Below are 24,245 nucleotides of genomic sequence, written 5' to 3'. Positions count from 1 at the left end.
ATCCCTCAGAGACGATGAGGTAGATAGGTTCGAGGTGGAAGCGTGGTGACACGTGTAGCTGACGAATACTAATCGATCGAGGACTTAACTAAACATATAAAGGGAAAGCGACTGTACAATAGCGTACGAATAGAGTAGCCAGACTGTGGCACAGTGTTTTTCTGTGCAAGGGATGGATAATCTATACGCTAGCTATTAGGAGCTGGAACTGGATTAAAAATGTTTGATCTGTCATACACCTTATCTAGTTTTGAAGGTATATTTTTTATAAATTTATACTTGATTTTTTGATGATAAATAGTATAATATTTGTTGTCACTAAAAATGTTAGCACCACAAAGACATGAATAAGAATGGTCTGGTAGCAATAGCGAAGAGGTCACACCTGTTCCCATGCCGAACACAGTAGTTAAGCTCTTCAGCGCCCATGGTAGTTGGGGCTTGCGCCCCTGCGAGAGTAGGACGTTGCCAGGCATATCATCCATTCCACAGTAGCTCAGTGGTAGAGCAATCGGCTGTTAACCGATCGGTCGTAGGTTCGAATCCTACCTGTGGAGCCAATGGAGAGCTGTCCGAGTGGCCGAAGGAGCACGATTGGAAATCGTGTAAACCGCTAACGTGGTTTCGAGGGTTCGAATCCCTCGCTCTCCGCCACTACATATGATATAATTGGCCCGTTGGTCAAGTGGTTAAGACACCGCCCTTTCACGGCGGTATCACGGGTTCGAATCCCGTACGGGTCACCATTTGGAGGATTAGCTCAGCTGGGAGAGCACCTGCCTTACAAGCAGGGGGTCGCAGGTTCGAGCCCTGCATCCTCCACCATTTATATCTTTAAACTTTATATTATTATTATCGCGGGGTGGAGCAGTCTGGTAGCTCGTCGGGCTCATAACCCGAAGGTCGCAAGTTCAAATCTTGCCCCCGCAACCAATTTATTTCACTAATGTGATATTTAATTTGGTCCGGTAGTTCAGTTGGTTAGAATGCCTGCCTGTCACGCAGGAGGTCGCGGGTTCGAGTCCCGTCCGGACCGCCACTTATACATATCATAGTATATACCTTTTAATTGGCTCGGTAGCTCAGTCGGTAGAGCAACGGACTGAAAATCCGTGTGTCGGCGGTTCGATTCCGTCCCGAGCCACCACTTTTTTTTATTTTCTCATTTATATATGGAGGGATAGCGAAGTTGGCCAAACGCGGCGGACTGTAAATCCGCTCCCATCGGGTTCGTAGGTTCGAGTCCTACTCCCTCCACCATTTTCTTTTATAAAACATCATATTCATATCATAGGGGTATAGTTTAAAGGTAGAACAGAGGTCTCCAAAACCTCCGGTGTGGGTTCGATTCCTACTACCCCTGTTTTTTTGATTCATGGCGATCATGGCGAAGTGGTTAACGCACCGGATTGTGGTTCCGGCACGCGTGGGTTCGATCCCCACTGGTCGCCCCATTTATTTATATTGGGCTATAGCCAAGCGGTAAGGCAACGGTTTTTGGTACCGTCATGCGCTGGTTCGAATCCAGCTAGCCCAGCCACTTTGCGAAAGTAGTTCAGTGGTAGAACACCACCTTGCCAAGGTGGGGGTCGCGGGTTCGAATCCCGTCTTTCGCTCCAAATAAGTAAGGCGGTATAGCCAAGTGGTAAGGCAGAGGTCTGCAAAACCTTTATCACCGGTTCAAATCCGGTTACCGCCTCCAATACATGCCGGTGTGGCGGAATTGGCAGACGCGCACGACTCAAAATCGTGTTCCTCTGGAGTGCCGGTTCGACCCCGGCCACCGGTACTTATTTTTTCGTTAGTAAGATAATCAATTTATCGTGAATATACCGAAATATCAACGTTTCTCACATTGTGGGAGACGTTTTTTTGTATTTGTTTATAGAAATAATACGTTGATTTTGTGTTTAATAAATAGTCTCTAATCGTGCGAACTAATCGTGTGCAGACGTACGAAAGGAAGATGTTAATGACAAGACGTAAGAATAATTTAAATGACCGTGAATTATCCATAGTTCGAAAAAGTGCCAAATCATATGCAGAATCATTTAAAGAAGCGTTAAGTCTCTTCGTAGATGATTGTGACCTCCGCAATTTAAGACCGTTTACTATTCGTTATTACCAGAATGAAATACATGCCTTTCTTAATCAATTAGAGGAACAAGGTATTGATACTACACAATTAAAGCCGTATGAGGTTAAAGAAAGCCTTATAGAAGAGAATGTCATCCGCTATATGAGGAAATACAAAGGGGCAAAGATTGTATCCATTAATACGCGTTTACGGGCATTACGTTCATTCTATAATTTTCTATACAAGAAGAAGCATATTAATAATAATCCAATGGAAAACGTTTCTTTATTGAAAGATAGAAAGCACGTTATACCTACATTTTCAAAGGAACAATTAAATACATTATTTAATCAACCAGATTTAACAACGTTCACTGGTGTTAGGGACTATACAATTATGATGGTATTTCTTGAAACGGGAGTCCGTGTTAATGAGATGTCGGGGCTTTCTCTAGCTGATATTCAGTGGGAAGATAGTTTATTAAGGATTCGAAATGCCAAGACATATAGAGAACGACTAGTACCGATTCAAAGCGAAATGAAGAAGCAACTTAAGAAATATATCTCTATTCGAGGTGTTGTTGATACTGACGCTTTATTCATTACGGTTGATGGTACACCGCTTTTAAGACGTTCAATACAACAAAGAATAGACATATACGGGGCAAAAGCAAAAATTAAAGATGTTCGTTGTTCACCACATACGTTCCGACACACATTCGCAAAGCTAAGTGTTCAACAAGGTGCAAACATATTTGAGTTGCAAACTATCTTAGGACATACAAGCATGGAGATTGTTAAAACTTATGTAAACCTATTTGGTAATGATGTAAGAGACCGTCACAAAGACTTCTCACCGGTGAAAGTATTAAATAAGAGATAGACATAGGTTCCATTATGTCAGAAAGGGTCATAAATATAGGATTTTCACTTGCAGAAAAGTATTTGTTAGTCATGGATATATGAGGACAAAGTGGGAATATATCTATTTGTGTAATATGGTGGGCATGACATAGTTAAGAAAAAAATGTGGATGAAGTCGAATCGTGTTAAACGGTTCGGCTTTTATTTTATTTAAATATTATACCCCATGTAGGGGGAAATGGGGGCAGAGGTTATTCAACATAGTGCCCAAAGTATATTTATACCTTATTCCTTGTTAATTCCAATAATTTCATGTCACAAAATACTTCCGTTTTACCCAACTATAATAGACCGATTCTTTATCGGTTAAACAATTATAGAAAAGGGAGTTATCTAGTTATGGAACAAAATAAAATTAACAACGGAGTATTTTTGAAGGTGCATTTATCACTATATACAAGCGGACTAGCTACTAAGCTAGGAAAAGAACTAGGAACTCTAATGGCAATTGCTTCATATATGAACGAAGAAGGTAATTGTTATCCAACACAACGTCAATTAGCACAACGAACAGGAACTTCACCCAATCTAATTAACCGCCATATTAAAAAGTTATTAGCCTTTAGAATAAATGGTAAGCCAATATTGACAAGAAAAATTGTCCATAACGAACGAGGATTTAATAATTCAGTTTATAAGATTCATCCTATATCACAAATATCAATTTTCAAGGGTAATGTAGAATCTATCAATTTTTTAGAGTAGTTATTAGTTACAAATATATTGACCGTATCTATTTTGATGATATACTTGTATCTATTTTATGTATTAGCTTGTGTTTATTATAGATACTTAACAAGAACTATATAACTAGAACCAATAACAAGAACCAATTGAAGGGGAAAACCACCCCTTCCTTTCTATACAAAAGGATTAAGAGATAAATTTTCATTTACAATATTAGTGATAAAGATGACGGGGCATTTTGTTAGTATTAATTTGCACTGTTTGTTTACAAAAATTTGTTAAACTAAGATTAGAAGGATAAAATACAAAATAAAGCATGGGGAGAAGTAAGATGAACTATAAAATTGATATTTGTTTAGAGAATGATGAAAAGTTTTCAAATTTTTTACATCAAAAGATTAGAGAATTTAATAATAAGAATTCTATACATCATAAAAAAGCAAGGGAAAAAGAAGCAGTACAACCAATAAATATTATTGTGTCAGATAACAATAAGAATTGGATTGGTGGTTTAAATGCAGATGTTTATTGGAACTGGCTAGAAATTAACGATTTTTGGTTTTTTGAAGAATATAGAGGTGAAGGTTTAGGTGGGAAAATTCTCGCTAAAGCGGAGGCGATTGGTAAAGAGAAGGGTGCAATTAAGGCACTCTTAACTACTTTTGAATTTCAAGCCCGTTCTTTTTATGAAATTAAAGGTTATCAAGTTGTAGGTGAAATAAAAGATTATCCTCCTGGTAGCAGTTATTATACTATGGTTAAATCACTACTCTAAATATAGATTATAAGGATTACATTTACTTCACCAAACAACCGATTTAAGGAATTTAAAAGTTATTGTGAAAATATCGAATTTGCATTACAATGTTAAATATATTTAAATCGTACGAATAGAGACGAAAAGAAAAACCACAATTAACGTTAGAATATACGGTAATATCACGGTTTCTCACTGATTTACAAACGAATGAAAATAACTTCACGACTCAAAATCGTGTTCCTCACGGAGTGTCGGTTCGACCCCGACCACCGGTATTTTTAGTACTTCTTAAGTTAATTTAAAAATAAGCATATTGCGTTAGAATGTTGATATATCAATGTTCTAACGCTTTTTTTGATTTTTGAGTTTAAGATAGAAAACGATAGATTTTAGATCCATTTTACACATTTTATACACAACCATATTCTCGAAAGTTGCCGTTGTAGCAGCCTCACCTTCTACTCGTAATTCCCTGACAACATGAGAATATTCAAGCAAAATAGTCTCAATATCTCCATGTCCTAATCGCTCACTAACATAATATATAGAAACCTTTTTATACAATAATACACTTCCATGCGTATGTCTTAATCCATGCATCGTTACAGAAGTAATACCTAATTCATATAGCAACTCTTTTAAAACTTATTTGCAATCGTATTACTTACTACTTTATATTTGGATGGAATCGGTTAGACTTAGTTCAAAAAAAAATCAAGAAGTTTTAGAAAATGGCAGAAAAGTTAGAAGAAGCTTTTCCAAAGAATTCAAGAAACAAATGACTCAACTTTATGCCTCTAGTAAGCCCCGCGCAGAAATCATTAAAGACTATTAGTTAACACCATCGTCTTTGATTAAGTGGTTTCGACAGTATCAAAATAGTGGTTCGTTTCAAGAAAAAAACAATCGTACACCAGAACAAGAAGAAGTAGTTAAACTTCGGAAAGAAAATTAAAAATTGGTAATGGAAAACGATGTTTGCACTTTAAAGTATAAGTGTAGCTAAGCATTAAAATGCTATGCTTTACTCACGTGACGATACGGAATAATAGACACAAATACTCGGTATCAGCAATGTGCTTACGTCTGAAATTGCCCAAAGTACGAAAGAAATAATAAGATATGAAAGTGTCAAGCATGATAAATCTAATACTGAATTCAAATATGGAGATTATGAACTTGTAAAGGTTGGATCCATTTTTTCTAAAGAATTAATTGAAGATATTCATTCAAAAACGGGAAATGATGATCTTACAGAAGCATGGGATAAGCGCACAGTAAGATCAGTTTATTGATCATAGGAGAACAGTTACTCAAATTATTAATATTGAAATGAATAATTAAGTGTATTATTAAAATGTTGATATTGAATTTTAAAGAATTGCAAATGTTTACTTAATAATTGTTTATTAAGTAAACTGACCATTTAGATGCATAAGGAGGTCAAGTGATGTTATTAATCATACAAAAATTTGCAATGTTTTGTCGAATCTATTGCTTTATTTAAATTTATAAATAATACTAAATAAGCTAGCTGGATTAATTTGTATTTAAACCATAAAAAACGAAAACGAGGTTAGTTTAAATGAAAAAAATATTTGCTGTTGTATTAATTAGTTTTCTGGGATTTGGGATTACTGTATCGGGAACAGGAATTAATAAGATTCAGGCTTCAAGCCTGAAGAACAATAATTATTCTTTACAAAATATATCCAATTCATTTACTGGTAAATTAAGTGAAAATAGTGATTCAAGTGACCTCAAGGAAGCGTTAAAAGATGCGGAAAACTCCAAAGAGGTAAAGATACTTTCAGAAGAAGAAAGACTTGAAGTAACTGATAATATTATGGATGCTGTATCCAAATCGGCATTAGATCAATATTATAAAGAAAAAACGAATGAAATCAATAAAGCACTGGCAGATGAAATTATTGGTGATTCCGATGAAATACAAACATTAAAATTAAGTGATGGTTCTACTGTCGAAATTGGCTCAACTGATGAGGATGAATTAGTTGATAATGAATTGAATAAAAATATATCATTAAGTAGCGTTAAAAAAGGTCCATTTCGTTCAGAACCAAAAAAATATGGAGCTAGGAAATATACTGCTTGGGTTAAATTAAAAACCTTGGGAATTACCGTGGCCACATTAAAATTAGGTAATCATTACAGCGTAGGATCTTATGGTTTAAAGATGCGTTATTGTAGCGTAGCGGGAACGAACGGTATTAATGCTGTAGATGTAAATGCTTCATGTAAGGTTACTGATTCAAAAGCAGAAAAAGTAGGGTATGATATGAATGCTGTAGGAACCTACAAAGTAACTGGAAAGTATAATTTTGGTTATATAGTACTTACAAGCTATATCCAGCTTAAATCTTTGAATAAGACAAAAAAAGTCGCTAGTGTTTGGCAAAAGTTCACTTACAGTGATTAATCTAACTAAGGAGTTGGGAATAAATGGATAATGTTGTAAATCCTTTAGCTTTGTTATTCCAAGCAATAGACATTATTTTGACGGTTGGCTCCATACCAGCCATCATATATGGCTTGTATTTATTGCATAAAATTTCAAAGAAATAGTTTAGGAAAAATAATGTAAATTAAAACTCTGTTGATTACCTCATTCGGATTTAATCGAATGAGGCTTTATTTTTTGTGTCTTACCAGGAGGGCGCACAATTTAATGACTTATGATAATTTTTAATTAACGATAGCGTTTGTCGAATATCATAGGCAAGGAAATATGGTTAGACTTTTTTAGTGTGCCCGGCATGTGCACACGTTCTAGGGTTAAAGTCTCGAACGGTGAAGATCGATGTAATGCATAGGTTACACTTAGTTGGACAATAAAAATAAGGGCAAGTAGAATGAATATAAGAAAAGAGAAAAATCTACTATGTCCCAGAAAAGAAGGAAGTTTACTACAGAATTTAAGAAGCAAGTGGTTGCTTTATATGATAATGGAAAAACTCGGGACAGTGATGGAGTAATAATAGTCAACCAATTTAATGGTCTTATGGTTAGAAGTTATCATAGGGGTAATGTTAGAGAGAAAATTGAAAGATACGAAAATCTGACAATAAAAATTCATGTTAAAGAAAATTGTTCTGTGGAAGGACATATAGAAATAAATGTTTTTGATATAGAGCATAACGATTTCGCATACAAATCACCGTTAATAAAAATTGAAAATGGAAAGATTATTAATGAAAGTGAATTAACATATCAATACTTAAGGTAGCTATTTACCCAAGTCAATGTTGTGGTCATGTCCTAGGGTCCGTGATATTATAGCAGAGGAATTTATAAATACTCCATCGACACATTAATTGCCAGAAGAAGTATACTATTAAACTTATTTATGATGATTAAACTAAAATTGATATCATTTTGCACAAATCTTACACAACACCAAAGAAGAACGCTATTAAATCAGTATTCCCAAACCTTTTTCGACTCCGACCACCGGTATTTGTTTTTAATTAATAATTAAATCAATTAATCGTGCAAATACTAAATTATCAGCGTTTCTCATTTTGCGAGGAACGTTTTTTGTATGCTTTTAAATTAACTGCAGTGTTATGGTGGGTTAAATAGATTACGTGGATAGTAGCTATCAGAGGAAATTTTACTTATACAGTTTGTATATTTAGTTGGATAGATATTTGAAAGAATGCATATTCGAGTAAGAATGATGTTAGATATAATTGTATTTTGATACATAGAAAAAGTAAGTTTCTTTAAGGAATTTGAATAGTTTTAGATAATTTGACAGGATTGTAGTTTAACAGCGAGTTGAAAATCTAATTTTTTGAAATAAAACAATTTGTCTCAACTGCTCAAAATTCTCGAATTTAAATTAACAAAACACTTGCGCCTAACGTTACGTGAGGTGATATGATATATTTATCCATTAGAGAGAGGAGCAGTAACTGTGGAACCAGAATCCTTTAAGGTTAGCGAATTTGCTAAATATACAGGTGTTTCAATCCGGACCTTGCATTATTATGAGGAAAAAGATCTTATGAACCCAGATCGAGATAAAATGACAGGTCATCGGATCTATCATAAAGCCGATGCAATTCGATTACATCAAATTACCATAATGAAATCTTTGGGTTTTCGATTAAGTGAGATCAAACAATACATACAATCAGATAATTTGGATTCACATTTTATGGATATCTTGAAATTACAAGAAACGAAATTAACACAGGATAGGGAAAGAATTGATACCGCATTGGAGACAATTCAACGAACTGTTCATTTGATCGATCAAGAAGAAGAAATAGAGAGCAACTTTTTATTCAGTTTAATATTAGCGATGCAAACAGAGAAACAGCAAAAGGAAATTTCCAAGCCCATTATGACAAATGAAGTATGGTCGAGGTTATTCGATGCTTCCTTGTCGGAAAAAATGCAATGGGAACAAAAACTGCTGCAATTTTTTAAAGAAGTGAAGCGATTGGCTGGTAAACCTAGTGACCATCCTGAGGTAATAAGGATGCTGGAGCAACTTCAAAACGATTTACTAGAAGTGCTAAATTTTCAAAACTATCAGGAGTTAGCACAAACATTTAAAATAGACCATGAACAAAAAGAGAATCAAGAGAAATTTAATCAATTTTTAGAAGAGATGGATAAATTAATATATGTGCCATTAACAAAAAAAGAAGAGGAATGGCTAGATCAGGTGTTAGATCAATTTTTTAATAGAAAGTAAAAGGAGAAGAGAGTACATGGAAAAACAATCAGTTAAAGCTTTTTTATCGCTTATATTTTCATTAAAAATACCGAAATTCATTTTAATTCTCGGTTTAGTAGGTAGTGTATTAACTACCTTGGTCGGTTTAACTATTCCACTTTTGACAAGGGAATTGGTTGATGGCTTTTCTATCGCCTCTATCAGCATTGGATTTATAACCATTATCGTGGGAATATTTATTTTGCATGCGTTGATTGATGGTTTTTCCGCTTATGCTCTTTCCTATGTAGGACAAAAAGTGGTTGCTAGCTTAAGAGAGGTTATCTGGTCGAAGTTGATTCGCTTACCTGTAAGGTACTTTGACCAGCAGCCTAGCGGCGAATCGGTAAGTCGCGTAATCAATGATACTGGTATTGTGAAGAATCTAGTATCACAGCATTTTCCACAATTTATAACAGGAATTATTTCAATTTTTGGTGCAGTCATTATCTTATTCATTATGGATTGGCGTATGACACTAATGATGTTGATTGCAGTGCCATTAACGGTGCTAGTGATGGTGCCATTAGGTTCACGGATGTCTATAATCTCTAGAACTTTGCAGGATCAGACAGCTACTTTCCAAGGGGAAATCCAGCAAACAGTCAGTGAAATTAAATTAATGAAATCATCGACAGCAGAAGATGTAGAGTTACGAAAAGGGGATAGAGGGATCCTTGCACTGCTGAAGACAGGTTTAAAAGAAGCACGCATATTCTCTGTAATAGCTCCATTTATGTACATGATTGTGATGCTGGTAATTGTGGTGATTATTGCGTATGGTGGAATTCGAGTAGAGGAAGGAACGATGTCAACCGGATCCTTGGTAGCCTTTCTGCTTTACTTATTTCAAATAGTCTTTCCTATCACAAGCTTTGCCATGTTTTTCACGGAGCTTCAAAAGGCAAAAGGTGCCACAGGTCGCATTTTGGAAATTCTCGAAGAAGAAATAGAAGAAAAGCAACAAGGTTTTGATAGATCAATTGATGGTTTGCCAATAACATTTAATAAGGTAGATTTCTCCTATGAAAAAGGCGATCCTATCATCAAGAACATGTCGTTTTCCGTAGCTTCAGGAGACATGATTGCTTTTGCTGGACCGAGTGGTGGAGGAAAAACAACTGTCTTTGGCTTATTGGAACGCTATTACAATCCAACAAAAGGTGAAGTGTTGATTGGTGAAGAGTCAATTGGAGAATTATCACTGAACTCTTGGCGCTCGCAGCTTGGTTATGTGTCGCAAGAGAGTTCGATGATGTCTGGGACAATACGTGAAAATCTAACCTATGGGTTGGAAAATGCTAATCAAGTATCAGATGAGCAGCTTTGGAATGTGGCAAGAATGGCATATGCGGATCAATTTATTCAAGAGCTTCCAAAAGGACTAGATACCGAGGTAGGAGAAAGAGGTACAAAGCTATCAGGCGGACAACGCCAGCGTATCAATATTGCTCGTGCTTTTCTGCGTAATCCAAAGCTTTTATTATTGGATGAGGCAACTGCGAGCTTAGATAGCCAATCCGAGCAAGTTGTACAAAAAGCACTGCATCGATTAATGAAAGGAAGAACTACCTTTGTCATTGCCCATCGTCTGGCAACCATCGTCCATGCTGATCAGATTATTTTTATTGAAAAAGGTGAAATTACAGGTAAAGGAACACACCACGAACTCTTGAATAATCATGCCTTGTATCGATCCTTTGCTGAACAGCAACTGGCTTAAGCTGTACAGTAAAAAGACAAGCAAGATGTTCATGATGATAAATTTTCCTCAGTAGGAATAAGAGCTTATTCCTTAGTTATAGCCACCAAATGGTTTTTACGTTAAAAATAAAAACTATTTGGTGGTTTTTATTGTGTGAAAAGCTATAGAAATTTGAGATTTATAAATAAAATAGCATGTTCATGAAAAGGAATAAAATATCATTTTAGTAAAAAAGCTTATAAAAATACAAAGCAAGAGATGGTAATGGTTCAAAATAAATATATAGAGGAGAGTATTGCGTTAGATTAAACAAAAGCTAAATATTTTAGTAGAAGAAGGTTTGCTTTAACCAGAGGAATAATCGTTGAATTTTGTTGTAGAGTGAAGAATCAGTAGAACTTCCTTCCTGAAGGTTAGCAGCTGAAAATCATGATGCTAACCATCCGTAAAATCTATAATTCAAATTTCGAATAATGTGGAGACTACGCTATGGAGGCTATACGGATGGAAAATTCTTGATAGGTTTTGTTAATAATCAGTGAGAGTTAACCAACACTGATTGAAGTTTCGTTTTATCTTGCGATTTGTTCTCTTGCAATTTTACCAACATACGGAATCTCAAATTCTTTCCCCTGATATGCTTGGTACATACAATAGATCCAAATAGCAAGACCGATTGGCACCATCAAACCGTTTAATATCCATCCCAAAAAAGGAATTAGTCCTAAGATGAAGTTTACAATAACGAAGCCACCCCAAAAGATGATGGATTGAAAAGCGTGGTATCGTATAAATTTATTATCTTTTTCAATGAATAAAAATATAATACCCGTGATAAAGCCTAAAACATATGTTAATGCTCCTGCTAAATTTTCCGTCATTCCGGATGAGGTTTTTCCTGTTTCCTCGATATCTTGTTTCTCTTTGTTTTCTGTCATTATTTTCACTCCCTTTCTTCTTATAATAGATTCATTTTATATACATACCGTTTAGTATGTCAACATTAATTCGAATAAAGTCTTAAAAGTTCATTAACTTGATTTCAGTTGGTGTTGCATAAACTTGATTGCCTTAGATATGTTTAGGATAGAACTAGGAGTTGTTCCAATGATTTGATTATCGTAATGTTTTCCTCAATTTATGGACTGGTGAAATGCTTATACCTAAACAATAAATGTTAGAAAGTAAGAAAAGGGATCACAATATCTTTTCCATAATATATCGTTACCAATGTCAGTAGTAATAAAACAATATTTTCCAGAGTTCCACCTGTTTTTATAGTGATGGGAAACCGAACAGTGAAATTAACTGGATATAGTAGTTTGATTCCCCTTTTAGTAGTAGCATCAAGTAATAAATGGCTGGCGATTCCAATGATAAGACCTGCAATAAGAGTGGAGTTGCTCGTAAACATTGATAAAACCACGCCTATTCCTATTAAAAATAATAAACTGTGCGTAATGGTTCGGTGGCCAAAAATCATGTTGACTATGTTAGATAATAGTGGGAATTTACGTCCTATTTTACTTCCTCCATGGCAAATGTCAGGAATTAGTCCACCCACTGCACCTGATGCAATAAAGATAACAGGGTCATAGTTAGTAAAACTAGTGATTACTGTTGTAGCAGCAATTCCACCGATTAAATGTGTTTTTCCTGTCATTTTTATCTCCTTTTTTAAATAGTTACATATTTTGTTGCTCGATAATTATAACAGTTAAATTAAATAAGGAACATATGTTTTTGTAACTATTAAGTCTTTAATATAAATTTGATAATAATAATAAATAGGCCTCAAAATCCCAAGTCTAAGATAACAGTTAAGTTTCATTTATAAGGAGTTTTGAAAATATCTCAACATTAAAATATTAAGAAAGACTATTAGGGAAAAGATGTGACAGGTATTATACAATTCTTTTAGACAATTTGCCACAAAGTGGGAGAGGTTTTTTTAGACTATCACGTTCAAAAAAAGCGCAAAGAAAATTTGCGCTTTACCATAAGTTATTTTAGCCACTAACGGCTGCTAAAACTTTGTGAATTTCGAGTATGTTGCTATCTTTTTTAATTTTTTTGAAATTAGAGGTTGAAGATTACCTGAAATCCAGGCCTTTAGCTCGGGAGCCATATCGAAAGTGCCAGCAGTCGCCATGCTTAAATGTGAAATGCTTTTATACATGATAGAATGATATGCTTTTTCTTTCCCATTAGTACTTGTATGCGTAATAAGATGAATCGTTTATCATTAGCCCCTAATTACTTTAAGAGCTACATTTGCTTCTTCTGTGTTTACAAACAGTTTATCATAATCCTGCATGATCTCTTTCTTTTCTACATTTGAAGCATTTCTCATCAATCCATCAAATAATTTCATTTGTATAATATAAGACTTCCATTTAACCTATAAAAAGTATAATAGTGTGCCCCTAAAACACCTACTATACTTTTTTAAATAAACTGTAATGTTTGAACAATTAATCTCTAGCAAATCCTACTTCAAATGCAGTAAGATGATTTAAAGCGGCGTTAAATTTCGCAAACGGTTCAGGCTACTGAAGGGTTTCTAACACCAGTAACTCGGATTTTTACATGTCATGTGACGCATTATTTTTTTGTCGGCTATGGTTTTTATTTTTTACTTTATGTGATCCTGCTAATGGTTCACCATAAGGTTGTTTCTCGCTTTTCGGTAAATTAGGTTGTTTCTGTTGTTTCGGTCCTTTTCGATTTTTGCTCATATTATTCATCCTCCATAGGGTTTGTTTGGTCTATTTGAAATACATAATCGAGCTTTTTTAGTTTTTCTAATTCGTGCTAATTTATACGAAATCTTATAATTTTTTTGGTGAAAAATTTTTGGATTGTTGACCTTACAATGCAAATAAGAATACTTTTTTACAACTGTTATAACGGAATCAAACTTTGCCTTAAAACAAGCTTTTTTAGAAGGAAGAATAAAGAAGCATAATAAGTGAAATAATTTCGTTAAAGTAATACACTATTGAAAGCGATATAAATAATACTTTTAACTCAAGTGATGTGAGGTGTGATGTATTTTACGCCTGTAATAGTGGCATGAAAATCAGCTACCAATTATGCAATCACATTTTTTTGATTTTTAGCAAATAACCAACAAGACTATACTAGAAAGGTGACAGGAATTTTGAATACACTATCCAAGACTAAACGTTTACAGGTTGCTTTATTATTGGGATCACTAGCACTTTTAGGCCCTTTTACTATTGATACATATTTGCCTTCATTTCCAACGATTGTAGACGAATTTCATACGAATGCTTCTTTAGTACAAATTAGTTTAACCACTTGCTTGTTAGGATTAGGGTTGGGACAATTGGTTATTGGACCGATGAGTGATGTGCAAGGTCGGCGCAAGCCCTTAATTAGTTTTCTGTTTCTATACTTATTATCTTCTATAATATGTGCTTTTGCTCCTAACATTTATGTGTTAATTATTGCTCGTTTCATACAAGGTTTTTCTGCAGCTGGAGGTCTTGTTATATCAAGGGCGATTGTCCGTGATCTTTATAGTGGGAGGGAACTAACTAAATTTTTTGCATTATTAATGCTGGTAGGAAATCTTGGTCCAATTATTGCACCAGTTATAGGCGCTGGAATTCTCACCTTTGCCAACTGGCAAGTGATTTTCATTGTTTTGGCATGCATTGGTCTTATTCTAGCTGTCGTCGTATCGTTTAAGCTTGAGGAAACATTACCAACTGAAAAACGTATACCAAGCAACTTTAAACAAATTGTTAGTAACTTTGCATCTTTATTAAAGGACCGGGAGTTTTCGGGTTATGCCTTCACACAAGGTTTTACTATTGCCGGAATTTTTGCTTATGTATCGGGTATTTCTTTTGTTTATCAAAATATTTATGGTGTGTCACCACAAATATTTAGCTTATTATTTGGAGTAAATGGTTTCGGCTTAATGATGGGGACTCAGATTGTTGGTCGATTTTCGGGGGCTATTTCTGAAAAAACGTTTCTGAAGATTGGTTTACTACTTTCTAATTCTTCGGCGATTGTATTGCTAATAGCGTTGTTGTTAGACGCACCATTAATTGCCGTTGCCATCCCAATTTTCTTTTTAGTTACTTCCATCAGTATTATTGCAACTTCCGCTTTTTCTTTAGCTATGGAAACAAAGGGCCATATTGCTGGAAGTGCGTCTGCATTATTAGGTGTACTACCATTTTTACTTGGTTCATTTACGGCACCCCTTGTAGGAATAGCAGGTGAACATACAGCCATTCCAATGGGGATTATTATCTTCTCAGCAAGCTTTTTGGCATTTTTATCTTATTATCTATTAGCTAGAAAAGCTCCTTTGCAAGTAAATGATAGTAATAATTAATAGCTTTTAAATATATGAATCTATGAAAGAAAACACCTTTCTAATTGAATTAAATAAGAATTAGAAAGGTGTTTGTTTTGCGTAAATTTTGATTAATCAAGACGTAAGGGAATCAATGACACTCGCTAAAAGAAGAAAGATAAGCGTATTCCTCTTAAATACTTGTGAAGCCACCGTCTATAACGAAATCGGAACCAGTAGTAAAACTGCTTGTATCGCCAGCCAGATATACACAAATGGATTGCAATTCCTCTGGTTTTCCTATTCGTTTTGTTGGCGTCATTTCACTCCACTGCTCAATTAAAGGCTTGAGTTCAGGAGAATTTAATGTTAATTCAGTCCCCATGTATCCAGGACTGATTGAGTTCACCCGCACATTTCTAGTTGCCCATTCGACCGCAAGAGATTTTGTTAATTGAATCACACCAGCCTTGGATGCATTGTAAGAGCATTGTGGTTGGGGATGATTAACGATATGTGCTGACATAGAGGCCGTGTTAATAATGGAACCATAACCTTGCTTCAGCATTACTTTTCCGGCTGCTTGAGCTGTTAGAAAAACACCTGAAAGATTAATATCTAACACTTTCTTCCATTGTTCAAAAGTCATTTCTTCAGCTGGCGCATTTATACAAATTCCAGCATTACAAAAAGCTGCATCTAATCGACCAAATGTGTTCAAAAATTGATCCATCATACTTTCCACTTCTCCTGGGTCGGTAACATCTGCTTTAATCGCAATCGCTTTTACATTATTATTTTTAGCGATTTCATCCGCTGTTTTTTGAGCTTCTTCGATATCTAAATCTACAATTGCCAAGTCAGCTCCTGCTTCAGCAAATGCAATGGAAACACTTTTTCCAATACCGCGAGCACCGCCAGTTACAAATATCTTTTTCCCATCAAGCCGCATTTTTTCTATAATTCCCATACTTTTCCCCTCGCTTTTAATATAGTATTTTATTACTCCATGTTATCACGTTGTAAAGTTTCATAATACTCACCATTTCAAGATTCAAGTACAAATGGGCGTCCGCTTAAATATAAAACTTTATCCACACACTGATGCCAAAACTTTCTGAATTTCGAATATGTTGCTATCTTTTTTAAAGTTTTTTGAAACCAAGGGTTCAAGATTACCAGAAATCCAGATCTTTAATTCGGAATCCATATCAAACGTGCCTGCAGTCTCCACACTGAAATGTGAAATGCTTTTATACATAATGGAATGATAGGATGTTTTCTTTCCTATGAGTCCTTGTTTGTCCACTAGGATCAATCGCTTATCTGTAAAAATAAACAAATCTCTTATTACTTTAAAAGCTACATTTACTTCTTCTCCGTTTACAAACAATTGCTCATAATCCCTCATGATGTCTTTCTTGTCTACATTTGAAGCATTTCCCATTAATCCATCAAATAATCCCATTAATAATACCTCCAAGATTTAATATTTAAAAATAAGAGTTACCCTATTCTTATAACAAGTTAATGATTCACTATCTCACAAAATCCAGAAATTCTTGTGTTGGTATTATTTCTAGATGTTGGTCAGTATCATTCAATCTTGATAATCTGAAATCTTCATTTAAGAAAAAATTAATAGATTATAATAAAAAGCTCACTTTAGTAATTTAGTTGATTTATTTTTCTGGATTTACTTCGAGCTTTCCTCGGAGATTTCGCAGCAACGTAACCACCATCAAATATTTTACCAGGAATTAATCTATGCTTTTGTATTAGCTCGTCTGCTATTTCCACATCACTATCAATCAGTGCTTGTTGAAAAAGCTTAGCTGCTGCTCTAGCATCCTCTATGGCATTATGATGGTTAAATGTTATGTTTTTTAATTCGGCGATTGTGTTCAATTTATAATTAATTAATCCTGGCCATACAATTTTGGAAATAATACAAGTGCATAAGTACTCTATTTTTGGGTGTGTGATTTCAAAATGATCTAAAGTATGCCTCAATACGCTCATATCAAAACTAGCATTATGAGCAATACTTACATGATTATTTAAATAACTATATAATTCACCCCAAATCTCATCAAAAGTGGGAGCATCCGTTACATCCTCTTCTGTAATACCATGAATCATTGTGTTATATGGATCAAACTCCATGTTTGGGTTTATTAATGTGTAATATTCTTCAAGGATTTTTTCTTTATTAAAAACAACAAGTCCCACTGCACAAGGACTATATCGACTTTGATTTGCAGTTTCGAAATCAATAGCTACATAATTCAAATACTTCACATCCTTAACTTAAATAATCTTGTGAAAGCTAGACTTAGAGCAGTTTTTCTTATATATAAAATAGAAAATGAAGTTAAATAGAGATTTTTCAAAGAAGGTAGTTATAAAAAAGAGGCGCATCTTTACTCTTCACTAAGTGAGTGAGTTAAATTATCGCCCGTTATTTTTTTCTTATCTAATCTTTAAATAGAAATGAAAGTTCTCATTAAGTATATAGTTGTGACACAAACACATCAATTTACAGCATGTATATAAATCGAGAAAAATAACCGCACGGAATATTATCTTGATTTTCAAAGAATGCTCCACGGATTAGGGCGGGAAGGGGTAACAAATAATGAGCGATCAAGTAAGCAATGATTCATTTAGATAGTTCCGTATTTAAGAACTGTTCACTGCGTTCCCAGAGTTCACGCGCCACTGTTCCATCATCTTTAAATGCAACTGACATCGGCTTGCCATTAGAATAGACTTCCCCGAGGTTCCAATCAACTCCGGGTTTACCCTCTGCAAGCGCAGAAAGTCTGCGCGCACTTTTCTCCGGACTTATAGTAAGCAAGTACTTTATGGGTGTGTGGTAGACAAACTTCATGAAGTGGGTTGTATCACTAGCAAAGCTTGAACGCACAACGCCTGGGTGAAATGCAACTGTTGAGATTCCGCTAGCTCGGTATCTTCTATCAAGTTCCCTAGTGAAAAGAATGTTCTCTAACTTTCCGTAACCGTAGGCTGTTTGTGGTGAGTATGATCGTTCATTGTTAAGATCTGTTACATTAAATCTCTTGCCAAACGCATTCGCAGCAGCGCTAGATGTCTGGATGACCTTTGCTCGACAAGCAATAAGTTGTTCCATAAGCAGCTTCGTCAACAAAAATGGTGCAAGGTGATTTACTTGGAAAGTTTTTTCAAACCCATTCTCGGTCAACTCACGCTTTCCCATGATGCCACCAGCATTGTTTGCTAGTACATCAATACGATCATATTGTCTTAACTCAGAGGCGAGTCGTCTCACATCGGTCAGTCTTGAATAATCTGCTAAATGAAAAGATGCATCAATTTCTTTTGCAAGATTTTCGGTTTTTTGTTGTGAGCGGCCTACTAGCACGACATTGTGTCCCTTGGCTTTCAATTGACGAGCGGATGCAGCACCAATTCCATCACTTGCACCGGTTATTATTATTGTCTGCATGAATGAAATCTCCCTTCAATTGTATCAGAAATCTAAGTTAACTACTTCTTAATTATTTATAGCATGTTTTTTTGATATTGGATAATCTATTTTAAGAAATCTCTGTGTAAATTATCTTAGATGATCACTTATATTTCAAATATTATCAGTAATGTTCTCCCTGTAAGAAGCTCTCTAGGTACTTAATTTTTGTCTGCCGGAGATACTTTACATGCCTTTTGTTATTCGAAATTTATTAGTTTAAAATAAACTGAATTAGAGAATTTATGCTCCATATACTGGCCCACCAGCCTAATGTTTAAAACATCTTCGTTCTCTTTAAATTCCTCTTTTAATAGAGGATAGAGAAACTGATCATAATAATTCTTTTCAATTTTTGATGGTATGTTCCTTTGATATCTTACCCTGTGAAGTTTGCAAATGTAGTTCCAGAACTTCTTAGCTTGTTCTTGATTTATCAATTGTTCTTTTTCTCTTATTTGTCTGGCTATTTTTTCTTGTTTTAATTCGTTATTCGCTTGATGGTGTCCTTGTTTAAACAAAAGTGTGATATCCATTTTACCAACAAATTCTTTTAGTTCGATTGGGTAATCAATAACTAAAAAATCTCCTAAAATATCATCCAGATAAATTAATTGTGAAATTTCCTCAGCTGTTTTATATTGAGTTTTATGACTTTGACTTTCTTCATCTTCTCTTAATTTAGCATAGTTAAGAATTAAATGATTATTTTCTTTCAAAAGAACGTTTATCGTTTCTGTTACCTGTAATGCAATCCAATTATCAGTTAATTCGTCCAATTCACTTGAGTAAAAATCATGAAATAGCCCATGGCCACTCATGAAAGAAGGGCGACTTGATCCATTATATTCATTTTCTAGAAAACTATCTAAAGTTTCATAATCGCTAATTTCAAATGGAAAGTTTGTATTGAGAATTTGCCCTGAGGAATCCCAAGGTGGATCAAACTCAAATGTGATTTCTGTTTTTGTCTCAGAGAGAAGTATTTTTGAAATCCACACTGCTATTTCTTGAAGATACTTTTCTATCTTGTGATTGGCATGCTTATAAATCCTTTTCTCTAATAAATTAATTAATTCTTGCTCATCCAAATTAATCACTCCCTGAATAAAATAGTATGATAAACATGAAACAAATTAACCATTAAATAGAACGAGTGTTCTACCGTATTATACTATATTAATTTTTAAAGTCTATCTTTCCATAAAGAGAAATTGTTAGTTTTATTATGAAAAATAATTGGGTTATAATTATTACGATAAGTAACCTTTGTTTGTTTCAGAAAGGAAGGATGATAATGGTTAACTATAGGTTAAAGGCGCAAGTGTTTGAAGTTGTCAATAATCAAATACGTGATAATAATCCGAAATGCACAAAAAGAACTTTTCATAGATTGATAGATCTTGGCTACAGTGAAAGTGAATCTAAGGAACTTATAGCATCTATTTTGATAGAGGAAATGTATGATGTCATGAAAAATAATGAAGAATTTAATGAAAGTCGTTTTTGTGAAAAGTTAGATTTGCTACCAAAGTATTATTTACAGAAAAGTAGTGACTTAGTGTCAGAAGAGAAAACTCAAATCATAGTACGGAATGAACAAAAGATTGGAAGAAATGCCCTGTGCCCATGCGGTAGCGGTAAAAAATACAAGAAATGTTGTGGCTAAATGCTTTAAATGAAAATAAGATCTACTGACGATAATTTATAAGTTTAATACTTTGAAATTAATGATAGCAGAGATGCAGCATGTTAAAATTATAGAATTTTCATCATTTGGATCCAAAAGAATCGTTTGGCAAACAAAGTTTTGTAAGAATAATGGGAGGTTTTTTATGGAAGAAGATCGAAAGTTAAAACAGAGTGTAAGGAATTTAGAAAAATCTCTCTTGCGCCTGGAAGAAGCACTTAATGACGATCATGACAACAGTTTGATTGTAGATGGAACGATACAACGCTTTGAATTCACAATAGAATTTTATTGGAAAACGTTAAAAGGGTTGTTACAAGCAGAGGGAATAGAAGCCAAAACACCCAAGGAAACTTTAAAAGAAGCTTTTCAAGTAGGATGGTTAGAAAATGAAAAAGCATGGCTACAAATGTTGCGAGATAGAAATGAAACATCTCATGCATACAATGAAGAATTAGCGTTACAAATAGTGAAAAATATTCAGGGGTATTTTCCAGAAATGAAGCAAACGTTTTTTAATTTGAGGGAGAAAGGTAAGTTATGAGCATCGAAGAACTTTATCAACAGATTCAACAAATTTCCAGAAGTTTTTCCAAAATAGAAAAGATACTATTATTTGGTTCCCGTGCTCATCACGATCATGAGCCACGATCAGATATTGATCTCGCTGTTATAGCACCAGAATTTACAGAAGCTGATTGGTACCTTTTTGCAGATTCAATTGAGAATACGGAAACTCTTTTAAAATTTGACTTGATTAGGTGGGAGCATGCTCCAAAAGAATTGCGTGAAGAGATAGAGCGATGTAATGAAGTGGTTTATTCACGTAAACTTCATGGTAATTAATGCGACAGGTACTGAAGATATTAATTTTAGCATACCTGTCATATAGACAAAAGATTTCTGGAGATTACACTTTCCTGTTCACTGATCGACTTCTAAAGCCTTAAATATCGTTAAAAGTGCATCATTCTCACAACGTATAAGAAAATATTATGGTATTACACTGAATTCATAAACCAAAATGAAATTAAAGATGTATATTGTGCAGAAAAATTCACTGGGTGAAGAATTTAAGCAAATAGAAACTCATCAATGTTTAAATTTGATCCAATTTAAAGTATAAAATACTCCTCAGGTCCGGCCCATTTTGATTCGATAATAATCGGTGACCTCACTACATCAAGATGATTTGGTAATATGAGGTATTGCTTTCAGAATAAATTATAGTTTATAGCTTAGATATAGCCATCAAGTAGTTTTTAAATTAAATGAAAACTACTTGGTGGCTATTAATGTGTTAAAAAGATTCGCGATTAATTTAATTCGCTTGAGGGATCTCATATGCGTATTCAGAGAACAATCCCGTTGAAAATCTAATATGTATAACATTTATTTGAGTAAATTTGTATAAATATACTTTTTTAAGCGGCAATCAGAAATAATTGTTAAACAGTCTGAGGTACGTTAGTCTGAGAAATCGGGAGTTGATCACTCCTTCCTATTCGATTTGTTTACCAACCAGAGTCAAAGCTCGAATCATAAGAGTCATAACCCGAATCATAGTCGTAGTTGGAATCATAAGAGTCATAACCTGAATCATAGTCGTAGTTGGAATCATAAGAGTCATAACCTGAATCATAGTCGTAGTTGGAATCATAAGAGTCATAACCCGAATCATAGCCGTAGTTGGAATCATAAGAGTTATAACCCGAATCATAGTCGTAGTTAGAATCATAAGAGTCATAACTCCAATCAGAGTCATAGCTGAAATTATAAAAACCATAGCCAAAATCCGGAATTTTACTACCTACAACTCCAGTATAAGGGTTTATATTTCCCAAACTGCTATAATTATTCCAAAAATATTCGTCCGGATCGCTGCGATAGTGTCCTTCAACATAGGTCCCATCTTGACGGAAATATCCATTTACCCATGTATCAGCACTTACTACTTCAGAAATTTGAACACTTAATATCAAGGTTACTATCAATGTAAAAAATACTTTTTTCACGTTAGTTCCCCCTCCTAATTCTATTTTAAATCCTTACACTGCGTATTGGAAGAATTATAGTTTTTTTACATATATTGTTAGTTAATCAAAAAATTCAAAGTTGAAACAATTTAAATGGGTATCACAACTTAGTGGGATAACGACTTATTAAATTAAAGTGTCATTAGCATTAAATAAGTACTTAGAAAAGATATCTGGATGGTAATTCTAATATACATGCTTTTAAGGTTCCATCTAATTTTTGTAGAGTTACCTACGAAAGATACTCAACCTTGGTATTGCAGAAACATATAATAATGATCTGAAACGAAGTGAAAGAGAAGACTAAACAATGTACGATGTGCATATTACTGTCATTTTCTGTAATTTTTTGAATGGTAGATTTAGTAGAGTTTTCGAAAAAACACAGGTATATTTAGGATGTTTCAATTTGTGTAAATTGTTGGAGGCTTTCCGAATCATTAAATAAATATTATCTACTCGATATGGGCTAGTCAAGTCCCTCCACATAAACACTTTTGTCCATATGAGGGGGCTGTATGTTTCAAAAATTACCAACAATTGACATAAAAGCATGTTTTTAGCAAATTACCGAATCAACTTTAACACGTTCGCCATCTTGCCTAGGTATGACATAAAGAATCAATCCACCATTTTAGATCTGGAAGGCTATTTCGTTAGAAAAAAATTTGTTATTCTCAAAGAAATTTGTGTTATTTAGAGATTAAATAAGTCTTTCCATCACGTTGTTCAATTTTTCTTTCTTTCATTAATTTACCAAGTGCGCGTTTGAATGCCGCTTTACTAATATTAAATGTGCCACGGATATCTTCAGGGTCACTTTTGTCTGAAAATGGAATAACGCCATTACTTTCCTCTAATCGTTCCAATATCATGTCCGCATCTTCACCCATACTGTATTTTTTTAATGGTCGCAGTGATACATTTATTGTGCCATCCTCTTTCACATCAATTACGCGTCCTTCTACTAGCTCACCTAAACGTGGTTCTTCTTTTCGCTCGGTGTGATGAATAAATCCACGATAGCCTGCCTCAGTTATACATACAGAGCCTTCTCTATCTGTACGATAGATGTGTCCCTTGATGGTTGCATTTAAAAGATCATCGGGTGCAGGTTCGAATACTCCTCTTTCAAAAACTACTTCTGTTGCAGGGAGTGCGAGAAGGCGTCCTTTCTGATCTTTCCCTAATGAAACATAAAGCTTATCACCTATTATTGGCCAGACGTTTTCAAACAACGGCAGATCATCTTTTGAGACAAGTATATCTTTTGTTGTACCAATGTCCACAAATGCACCTAAGTGTGGTAAGACTTCTACAACTTCAGCCCAGCCATATATACCGATTTGAATAGTTGGTAATTGTGTAGTTGCAACAGTTTGTCCTTTTTTATCCTGATAAACAAAAACTTCAACAGATTGCTCAGCTTCAAGTTCTGAATCCGTTTCATTATAGTGCAGTAGTATATCGTCTTCTAAAACATATCCAGTATCAATTTCTCTAAGTACTTCAAGTGTTTGGATCGTTCCTATTTGATTACTCATGTTATGACCTTCTTTCTTTATTTATATGTATTGGAAAAGGGGCACTCTTACTATAAGAGTACCCCTTTGATTTATAAAGTAACACATAAGAATTATTATTTTTATATCCCGTTAAATTCGGGTGGGAAATTTCATTTTTAGAATTTCACTTTGCCGCGGTATATCTTCCACTGTGTATTTTCTAACTTAAGCAACGCAAGCCCTACCTGCTCTTACGTCCTTG

The 24,245-nt window shown here is 34.5% G+C and carries 25 protein-coding genes, 14 tRNA genes, 2 rRNA genes and 2 pseudogenes; 30 read left to right on the top strand and 13 right to left on the bottom strand.

Features of this window, described 5'->3' with window-relative positions; translation table 11 throughout:
* The 19 genes from DFR57_RS05375 to DFR57_RS05285 all read left to right on the top strand — a co-directional run.
* Positions 1 to 92, top strand: a 23S ribosomal RNA gene (locus tag DFR57_RS05375); the annotation flags it as partial.
* Positions 93 to 357: 265 nt separating this feature from the next.
* A 5S ribosomal RNA gene (gene rrf / locus DFR57_RS05370) occupies positions 358 to 474 on the top strand.
* 11 nt (positions 475 to 485) lie between these two features.
* Positions 486 to 560 (top strand) — tRNA-Asn (locus tag DFR57_RS05365).
* A gap of 2 nt (positions 561 to 562) precedes the next feature.
* Positions 563 to 654: transfer RNA gene (locus DFR57_RS05360), tRNA-Ser, on the top strand.
* Between the two features lie 17 nt (positions 655 to 671).
* Positions 672 to 746, top strand: a tRNA-Glu gene (locus tag DFR57_RS05355).
* A gap of 3 nt (positions 747 to 749) precedes the next feature.
* Positions 750 to 825 (top strand) — tRNA-Val (locus DFR57_RS05350).
* Between the two features lie 31 nt (positions 826 to 856).
* Positions 857 to 933: transfer RNA gene (locus DFR57_RS05345), tRNA-Met, on the top strand.
* 29 nt (positions 934 to 962) lie between these two features.
* Positions 963 to 1,039 (top strand) — tRNA-Asp (locus DFR57_RS05340).
* Positions 1,040 to 1,071: 32 nt separating this feature from the next.
* Positions 1,072 to 1,147: transfer RNA gene (locus DFR57_RS05335), tRNA-Phe, on the top strand.
* A gap of 27 nt (positions 1,148 to 1,174) precedes the next feature.
* Positions 1,175 to 1,260, top strand: a tRNA-Tyr gene (locus DFR57_RS05330).
* A 32-nt stretch (positions 1,261 to 1,292) separates the two neighbouring features.
* Positions 1,293 to 1,363, top strand: a tRNA-Trp gene (locus DFR57_RS05325).
* Positions 1,364 to 1,378: 15 nt separating this feature from the next.
* Positions 1,379 to 1,454, top strand: a tRNA-His gene (locus DFR57_RS05320).
* Between the two features lie 11 nt (positions 1,455 to 1,465).
* Positions 1,466 to 1,540 (top strand) — tRNA-Gln (locus DFR57_RS05315).
* 4 nt (positions 1,541 to 1,544) lie between these two features.
* Positions 1,545 to 1,619 (top strand) — tRNA-Gly (locus DFR57_RS05310).
* Between the two features lie 9 nt (positions 1,620 to 1,628).
* Positions 1,629 to 1,702, top strand: a tRNA-Cys gene (locus tag DFR57_RS05305).
* 6 nt (positions 1,703 to 1,708) lie between these two features.
* Positions 1,709 to 1,789: transfer RNA gene (locus tag DFR57_RS05300), tRNA-Leu, on the top strand.
* 183 nt (positions 1,790 to 1,972) lie between these two features.
* Positions 1,973 to 2,959: a tyrosine-type recombinase/integrase gene (locus DFR57_RS05295; RefSeq protein WP_114352106.1), complete on the top strand. Its 987-nt coding sequence runs from the start codon at positions 1,973 to 1,975 to the stop codon at positions 2,957 to 2,959.
* A 380-nt stretch (positions 2,960 to 3,339) separates the two neighbouring features.
* Complete coding sequence (locus DFR57_RS05290) at positions 3,340 to 3,705, top strand: helix-turn-helix domain-containing protein (protein ID WP_170132911.1); 366 nt, start codon at positions 3,340 to 3,342, stop codon at positions 3,703 to 3,705.
* 313 nt (positions 3,706 to 4,018) lie between these two features.
* On the top strand, positions 4,019 to 4,462 hold the full coding sequence (locus tag DFR57_RS05285; protein ID WP_114352104.1) for a GNAT family N-acetyltransferase: 444 nt from the start codon (positions 4,019 to 4,021) through the stop codon (positions 4,460 to 4,462).
* 327 nt (positions 4,463 to 4,789) lie between these two features.
* On the opposite strand, the gene DFR57_RS05280 is transcribed toward DFR57_RS05285, so the two are convergent.
* Positions 4,790 to 5,047 (bottom strand): site-specific integrase, encoded by a 258-nt coding sequence (locus DFR57_RS05280; protein ID WP_342768825.1) that lies wholly within the window; start codon positions 5,045 to 5,047, stop codon positions 4,790 to 4,792.
* Between the two features lie 82 nt (positions 5,048 to 5,129).
* Here DFR57_RS05280 and DFR57_RS18650 point away from each other — a divergent pair.
* The 7 genes and pseudogenes from DFR57_RS18650 to DFR57_RS05255 form a co-directional block, all read left to right on the top strand.
* Positions 5,130 to 5,548, top strand: a pseudogene (locus DFR57_RS18650) (transposase); the annotation flags it as partial.
* A complete protein-coding gene (locus tag DFR57_RS05275) occupies positions 5,524 to 5,742 on the top strand; it encodes a hypothetical protein (protein WP_114352103.1) in 219 nt (72 codons plus the stop codon). The pseudogene DFR57_RS18650 and the gene DFR57_RS05275, both read left to right, overlap by 25 nt.
* Before the next feature lie 290 nt (positions 5,743 to 6,032).
* Entirely contained in the window at positions 6,033 to 6,887 is an 855-nt protein-coding gene (locus DFR57_RS05270) for a hypothetical protein (protein ID WP_114352102.1), read from the top strand.
* 23 nt (positions 6,888 to 6,910) lie between these two features.
* The gene (locus tag DFR57_RS18555) at positions 6,911 to 7,033 is read left to right on the top strand and encodes a hypothetical protein (RefSeq protein ID WP_281270472.1); all 123 of its coding nucleotides are present in this window, start codon (positions 6,911 to 6,913) and stop codon (positions 7,031 to 7,033) included.
* A 316-nt stretch (positions 7,034 to 7,349) separates the two neighbouring features.
* Positions 7,350 to 7,694 carry a transposase gene (locus DFR57_RS05265; protein WP_114352101.1) on the top strand — a complete coding sequence of 115 codons (345 nt, stop codon included), beginning with the start codon at positions 7,350 to 7,352 and terminating at the stop codon, positions 7,692 to 7,694.
* 693 nt (positions 7,695 to 8,387) lie between these two features.
* On the top strand, positions 8,388 to 9,176 hold the full coding sequence (locus tag DFR57_RS05260; protein WP_170132910.1) for a MerR family transcriptional regulator: 789 nt from the start codon (positions 8,388 to 8,390) through the stop codon (positions 9,174 to 9,176).
* 16 nt (positions 9,177 to 9,192) lie between these two features.
* The gene (locus DFR57_RS05255) at positions 9,193 to 10,920 is read left to right on the top strand and encodes an ABC transporter ATP-binding protein (protein ID WP_114352099.1); all 1,728 of its coding nucleotides are present in this window, start codon (positions 9,193 to 9,195) and stop codon (positions 10,918 to 10,920) included.
* A gap of 554 nt (positions 10,921 to 11,474) precedes the next feature.
* Here DFR57_RS05255 and DFR57_RS05250 read toward each other — a convergent pair.
* The 5 genes from DFR57_RS05250 to DFR57_RS05235 form a co-directional block, all read right to left on the bottom strand.
* Positions 11,475 to 11,840: a DUF4870 domain-containing protein gene (locus DFR57_RS05250; RefSeq protein ID WP_114352098.1), complete on the bottom strand. Its 366-nt coding sequence runs from the start codon at positions 11,838 to 11,840 to the stop codon at positions 11,475 to 11,477.
* Between the two features lie 239 nt (positions 11,841 to 12,079).
* Positions 12,080 to 12,565 (bottom strand): metal-dependent hydrolase, encoded by a 486-nt coding sequence (locus DFR57_RS05245; RefSeq protein WP_114352097.1) that lies wholly within the window; start codon positions 12,563 to 12,565, stop codon positions 12,080 to 12,082.
* Between the two features lie 363 nt (positions 12,566 to 12,928).
* On the bottom strand, positions 12,929 to 13,129 hold the full coding sequence (locus DFR57_RS18645; protein ID WP_425450943.1) for a PH domain-containing protein: 201 nt from the start codon (positions 13,127 to 13,129) through the stop codon (positions 12,929 to 12,931).
* Between the two features lie 18 nt (positions 13,130 to 13,147).
* On the bottom strand, positions 13,148 to 13,276 hold the full coding sequence (locus tag DFR57_RS18445) for a PH domain-containing protein (RefSeq protein WP_147269769.1): 129 nt from the start codon (positions 13,274 to 13,276) through the stop codon (positions 13,148 to 13,150).
* A 211-nt stretch (positions 13,277 to 13,487) separates the two neighbouring features.
* Positions 13,488 to 13,640, bottom strand: coding sequence for a small acid-soluble spore protein P (locus DFR57_RS05235; RefSeq protein WP_114352095.1), 153 nt, complete (start codon positions 13,638 to 13,640; stop codon positions 13,488 to 13,490).
* A gap of 425 nt (positions 13,641 to 14,065) precedes the next feature.
* Here DFR57_RS05235 and DFR57_RS05230 point away from each other — a divergent pair, with 425 nt between their 5' ends.
* Entirely contained in the window at positions 14,066 to 15,280 is a 1,215-nt protein-coding gene (locus tag DFR57_RS05230; protein WP_114352094.1) for a multidrug effflux MFS transporter, read from the top strand.
* A gap of 154 nt (positions 15,281 to 15,434) precedes the next feature.
* Here DFR57_RS05230 and DFR57_RS05225 read toward each other — a convergent pair whose 3' ends face one another.
* The 5 genes from DFR57_RS05225 to DFR57_RS05205 form a co-directional block, all read right to left on the bottom strand.
* Positions 15,435 to 16,211, bottom strand: coding sequence for an SDR family oxidoreductase (locus DFR57_RS05225; protein WP_114352093.1), 777 nt, complete (start codon positions 16,209 to 16,211; stop codon positions 15,435 to 15,437).
* 120 nt (positions 16,212 to 16,331) lie between these two features.
* Positions 16,332 to 16,709 carry a PH domain-containing protein gene (locus DFR57_RS05220; protein WP_114352092.1) on the bottom strand — a complete coding sequence of 126 codons (378 nt, stop codon included), beginning with the start codon at positions 16,707 to 16,709 and terminating at the stop codon, positions 16,332 to 16,334.
* A 197-nt stretch (positions 16,710 to 16,906) separates the two neighbouring features.
* Positions 16,907 to 17,533 carry a 3'-5' exonuclease gene (locus DFR57_RS05215; RefSeq protein ID WP_114352091.1) on the bottom strand — a complete coding sequence of 209 codons (627 nt, stop codon included), beginning with the start codon at positions 17,531 to 17,533 and terminating at the stop codon, positions 16,907 to 16,909.
* A 370-nt stretch (positions 17,534 to 17,903) separates the two neighbouring features.
* Entirely contained in the window at positions 17,904 to 18,731 is an 828-nt protein-coding gene (locus DFR57_RS05210) for an SDR family NAD(P)-dependent oxidoreductase (protein WP_114352090.1), read from the bottom strand.
* Positions 18,732 to 18,952: 221 nt separating this feature from the next.
* Positions 18,953 to 19,843 carry a hypothetical protein gene (locus DFR57_RS05205; RefSeq protein ID WP_114352089.1) on the bottom strand — a complete coding sequence of 297 codons (891 nt, stop codon included), beginning with the start codon at positions 19,841 to 19,843 and terminating at the stop codon, positions 18,953 to 18,955.
* Positions 19,844 to 20,343: 500 nt separating this feature from the next.
* Between DFR57_RS05205 and DFR57_RS05195 the strand changes: the two are divergent.
* From DFR57_RS05195 to DFR57_RS05185, 3 genes and pseudogenes are all read left to right on the top strand, one after another.
* Positions 20,344 to 20,421 (top strand): annotated as a pseudogene (locus DFR57_RS05195) (SEC-C metal-binding domain-containing protein); the annotation flags it as partial.
* 166 nt (positions 20,422 to 20,587) lie between these two features.
* On the top strand, positions 20,588 to 20,986 hold the full coding sequence (locus tag DFR57_RS05190) for an HI0074 family nucleotidyltransferase substrate-binding subunit (protein WP_114352088.1): 399 nt from the start codon (positions 20,588 to 20,590) through the stop codon (positions 20,984 to 20,986).
* A complete protein-coding gene (locus tag DFR57_RS05185; RefSeq protein ID WP_114352087.1) occupies positions 20,983 to 21,288 on the top strand; it encodes a nucleotidyltransferase domain-containing protein in 306 nt (101 codons plus the stop codon). The genes DFR57_RS05190 and DFR57_RS05185 overlap by 4 nt, the downstream gene beginning before the upstream one ends.
* Positions 21,289 to 21,956: 668 nt before the next feature.
* Here DFR57_RS05185 and DFR57_RS05180 read toward each other — a convergent pair.
* On the bottom strand, positions 21,957 to 22,457 hold the full coding sequence (locus DFR57_RS05180) for a hypothetical protein (RefSeq protein ID WP_114352086.1): 501 nt from the start codon (positions 22,455 to 22,457) through the stop codon (positions 21,957 to 21,959).
* A 713-nt stretch (positions 22,458 to 23,170) separates the two neighbouring features.
* The gene (locus DFR57_RS05175; RefSeq protein WP_114352085.1) at positions 23,171 to 24,022 is read right to left on the bottom strand and encodes a CvfB family protein; all 852 of its coding nucleotides are present in this window, start codon (positions 24,020 to 24,022) and stop codon (positions 23,171 to 23,173) included.
* Positions 24,023 to 24,245 lie beyond the last annotated feature (223 nt).

Source organism: Saliterribacillus persicus, from assembly GCF_003337485.1.
GTDB lineage: Bacteria > Bacillota > Bacilli > Bacillales > Amphibacillaceae > Saliterribacillus > Saliterribacillus persicus.
This window is presented reverse-complemented; position numbering and strand designations above follow the sequence as displayed.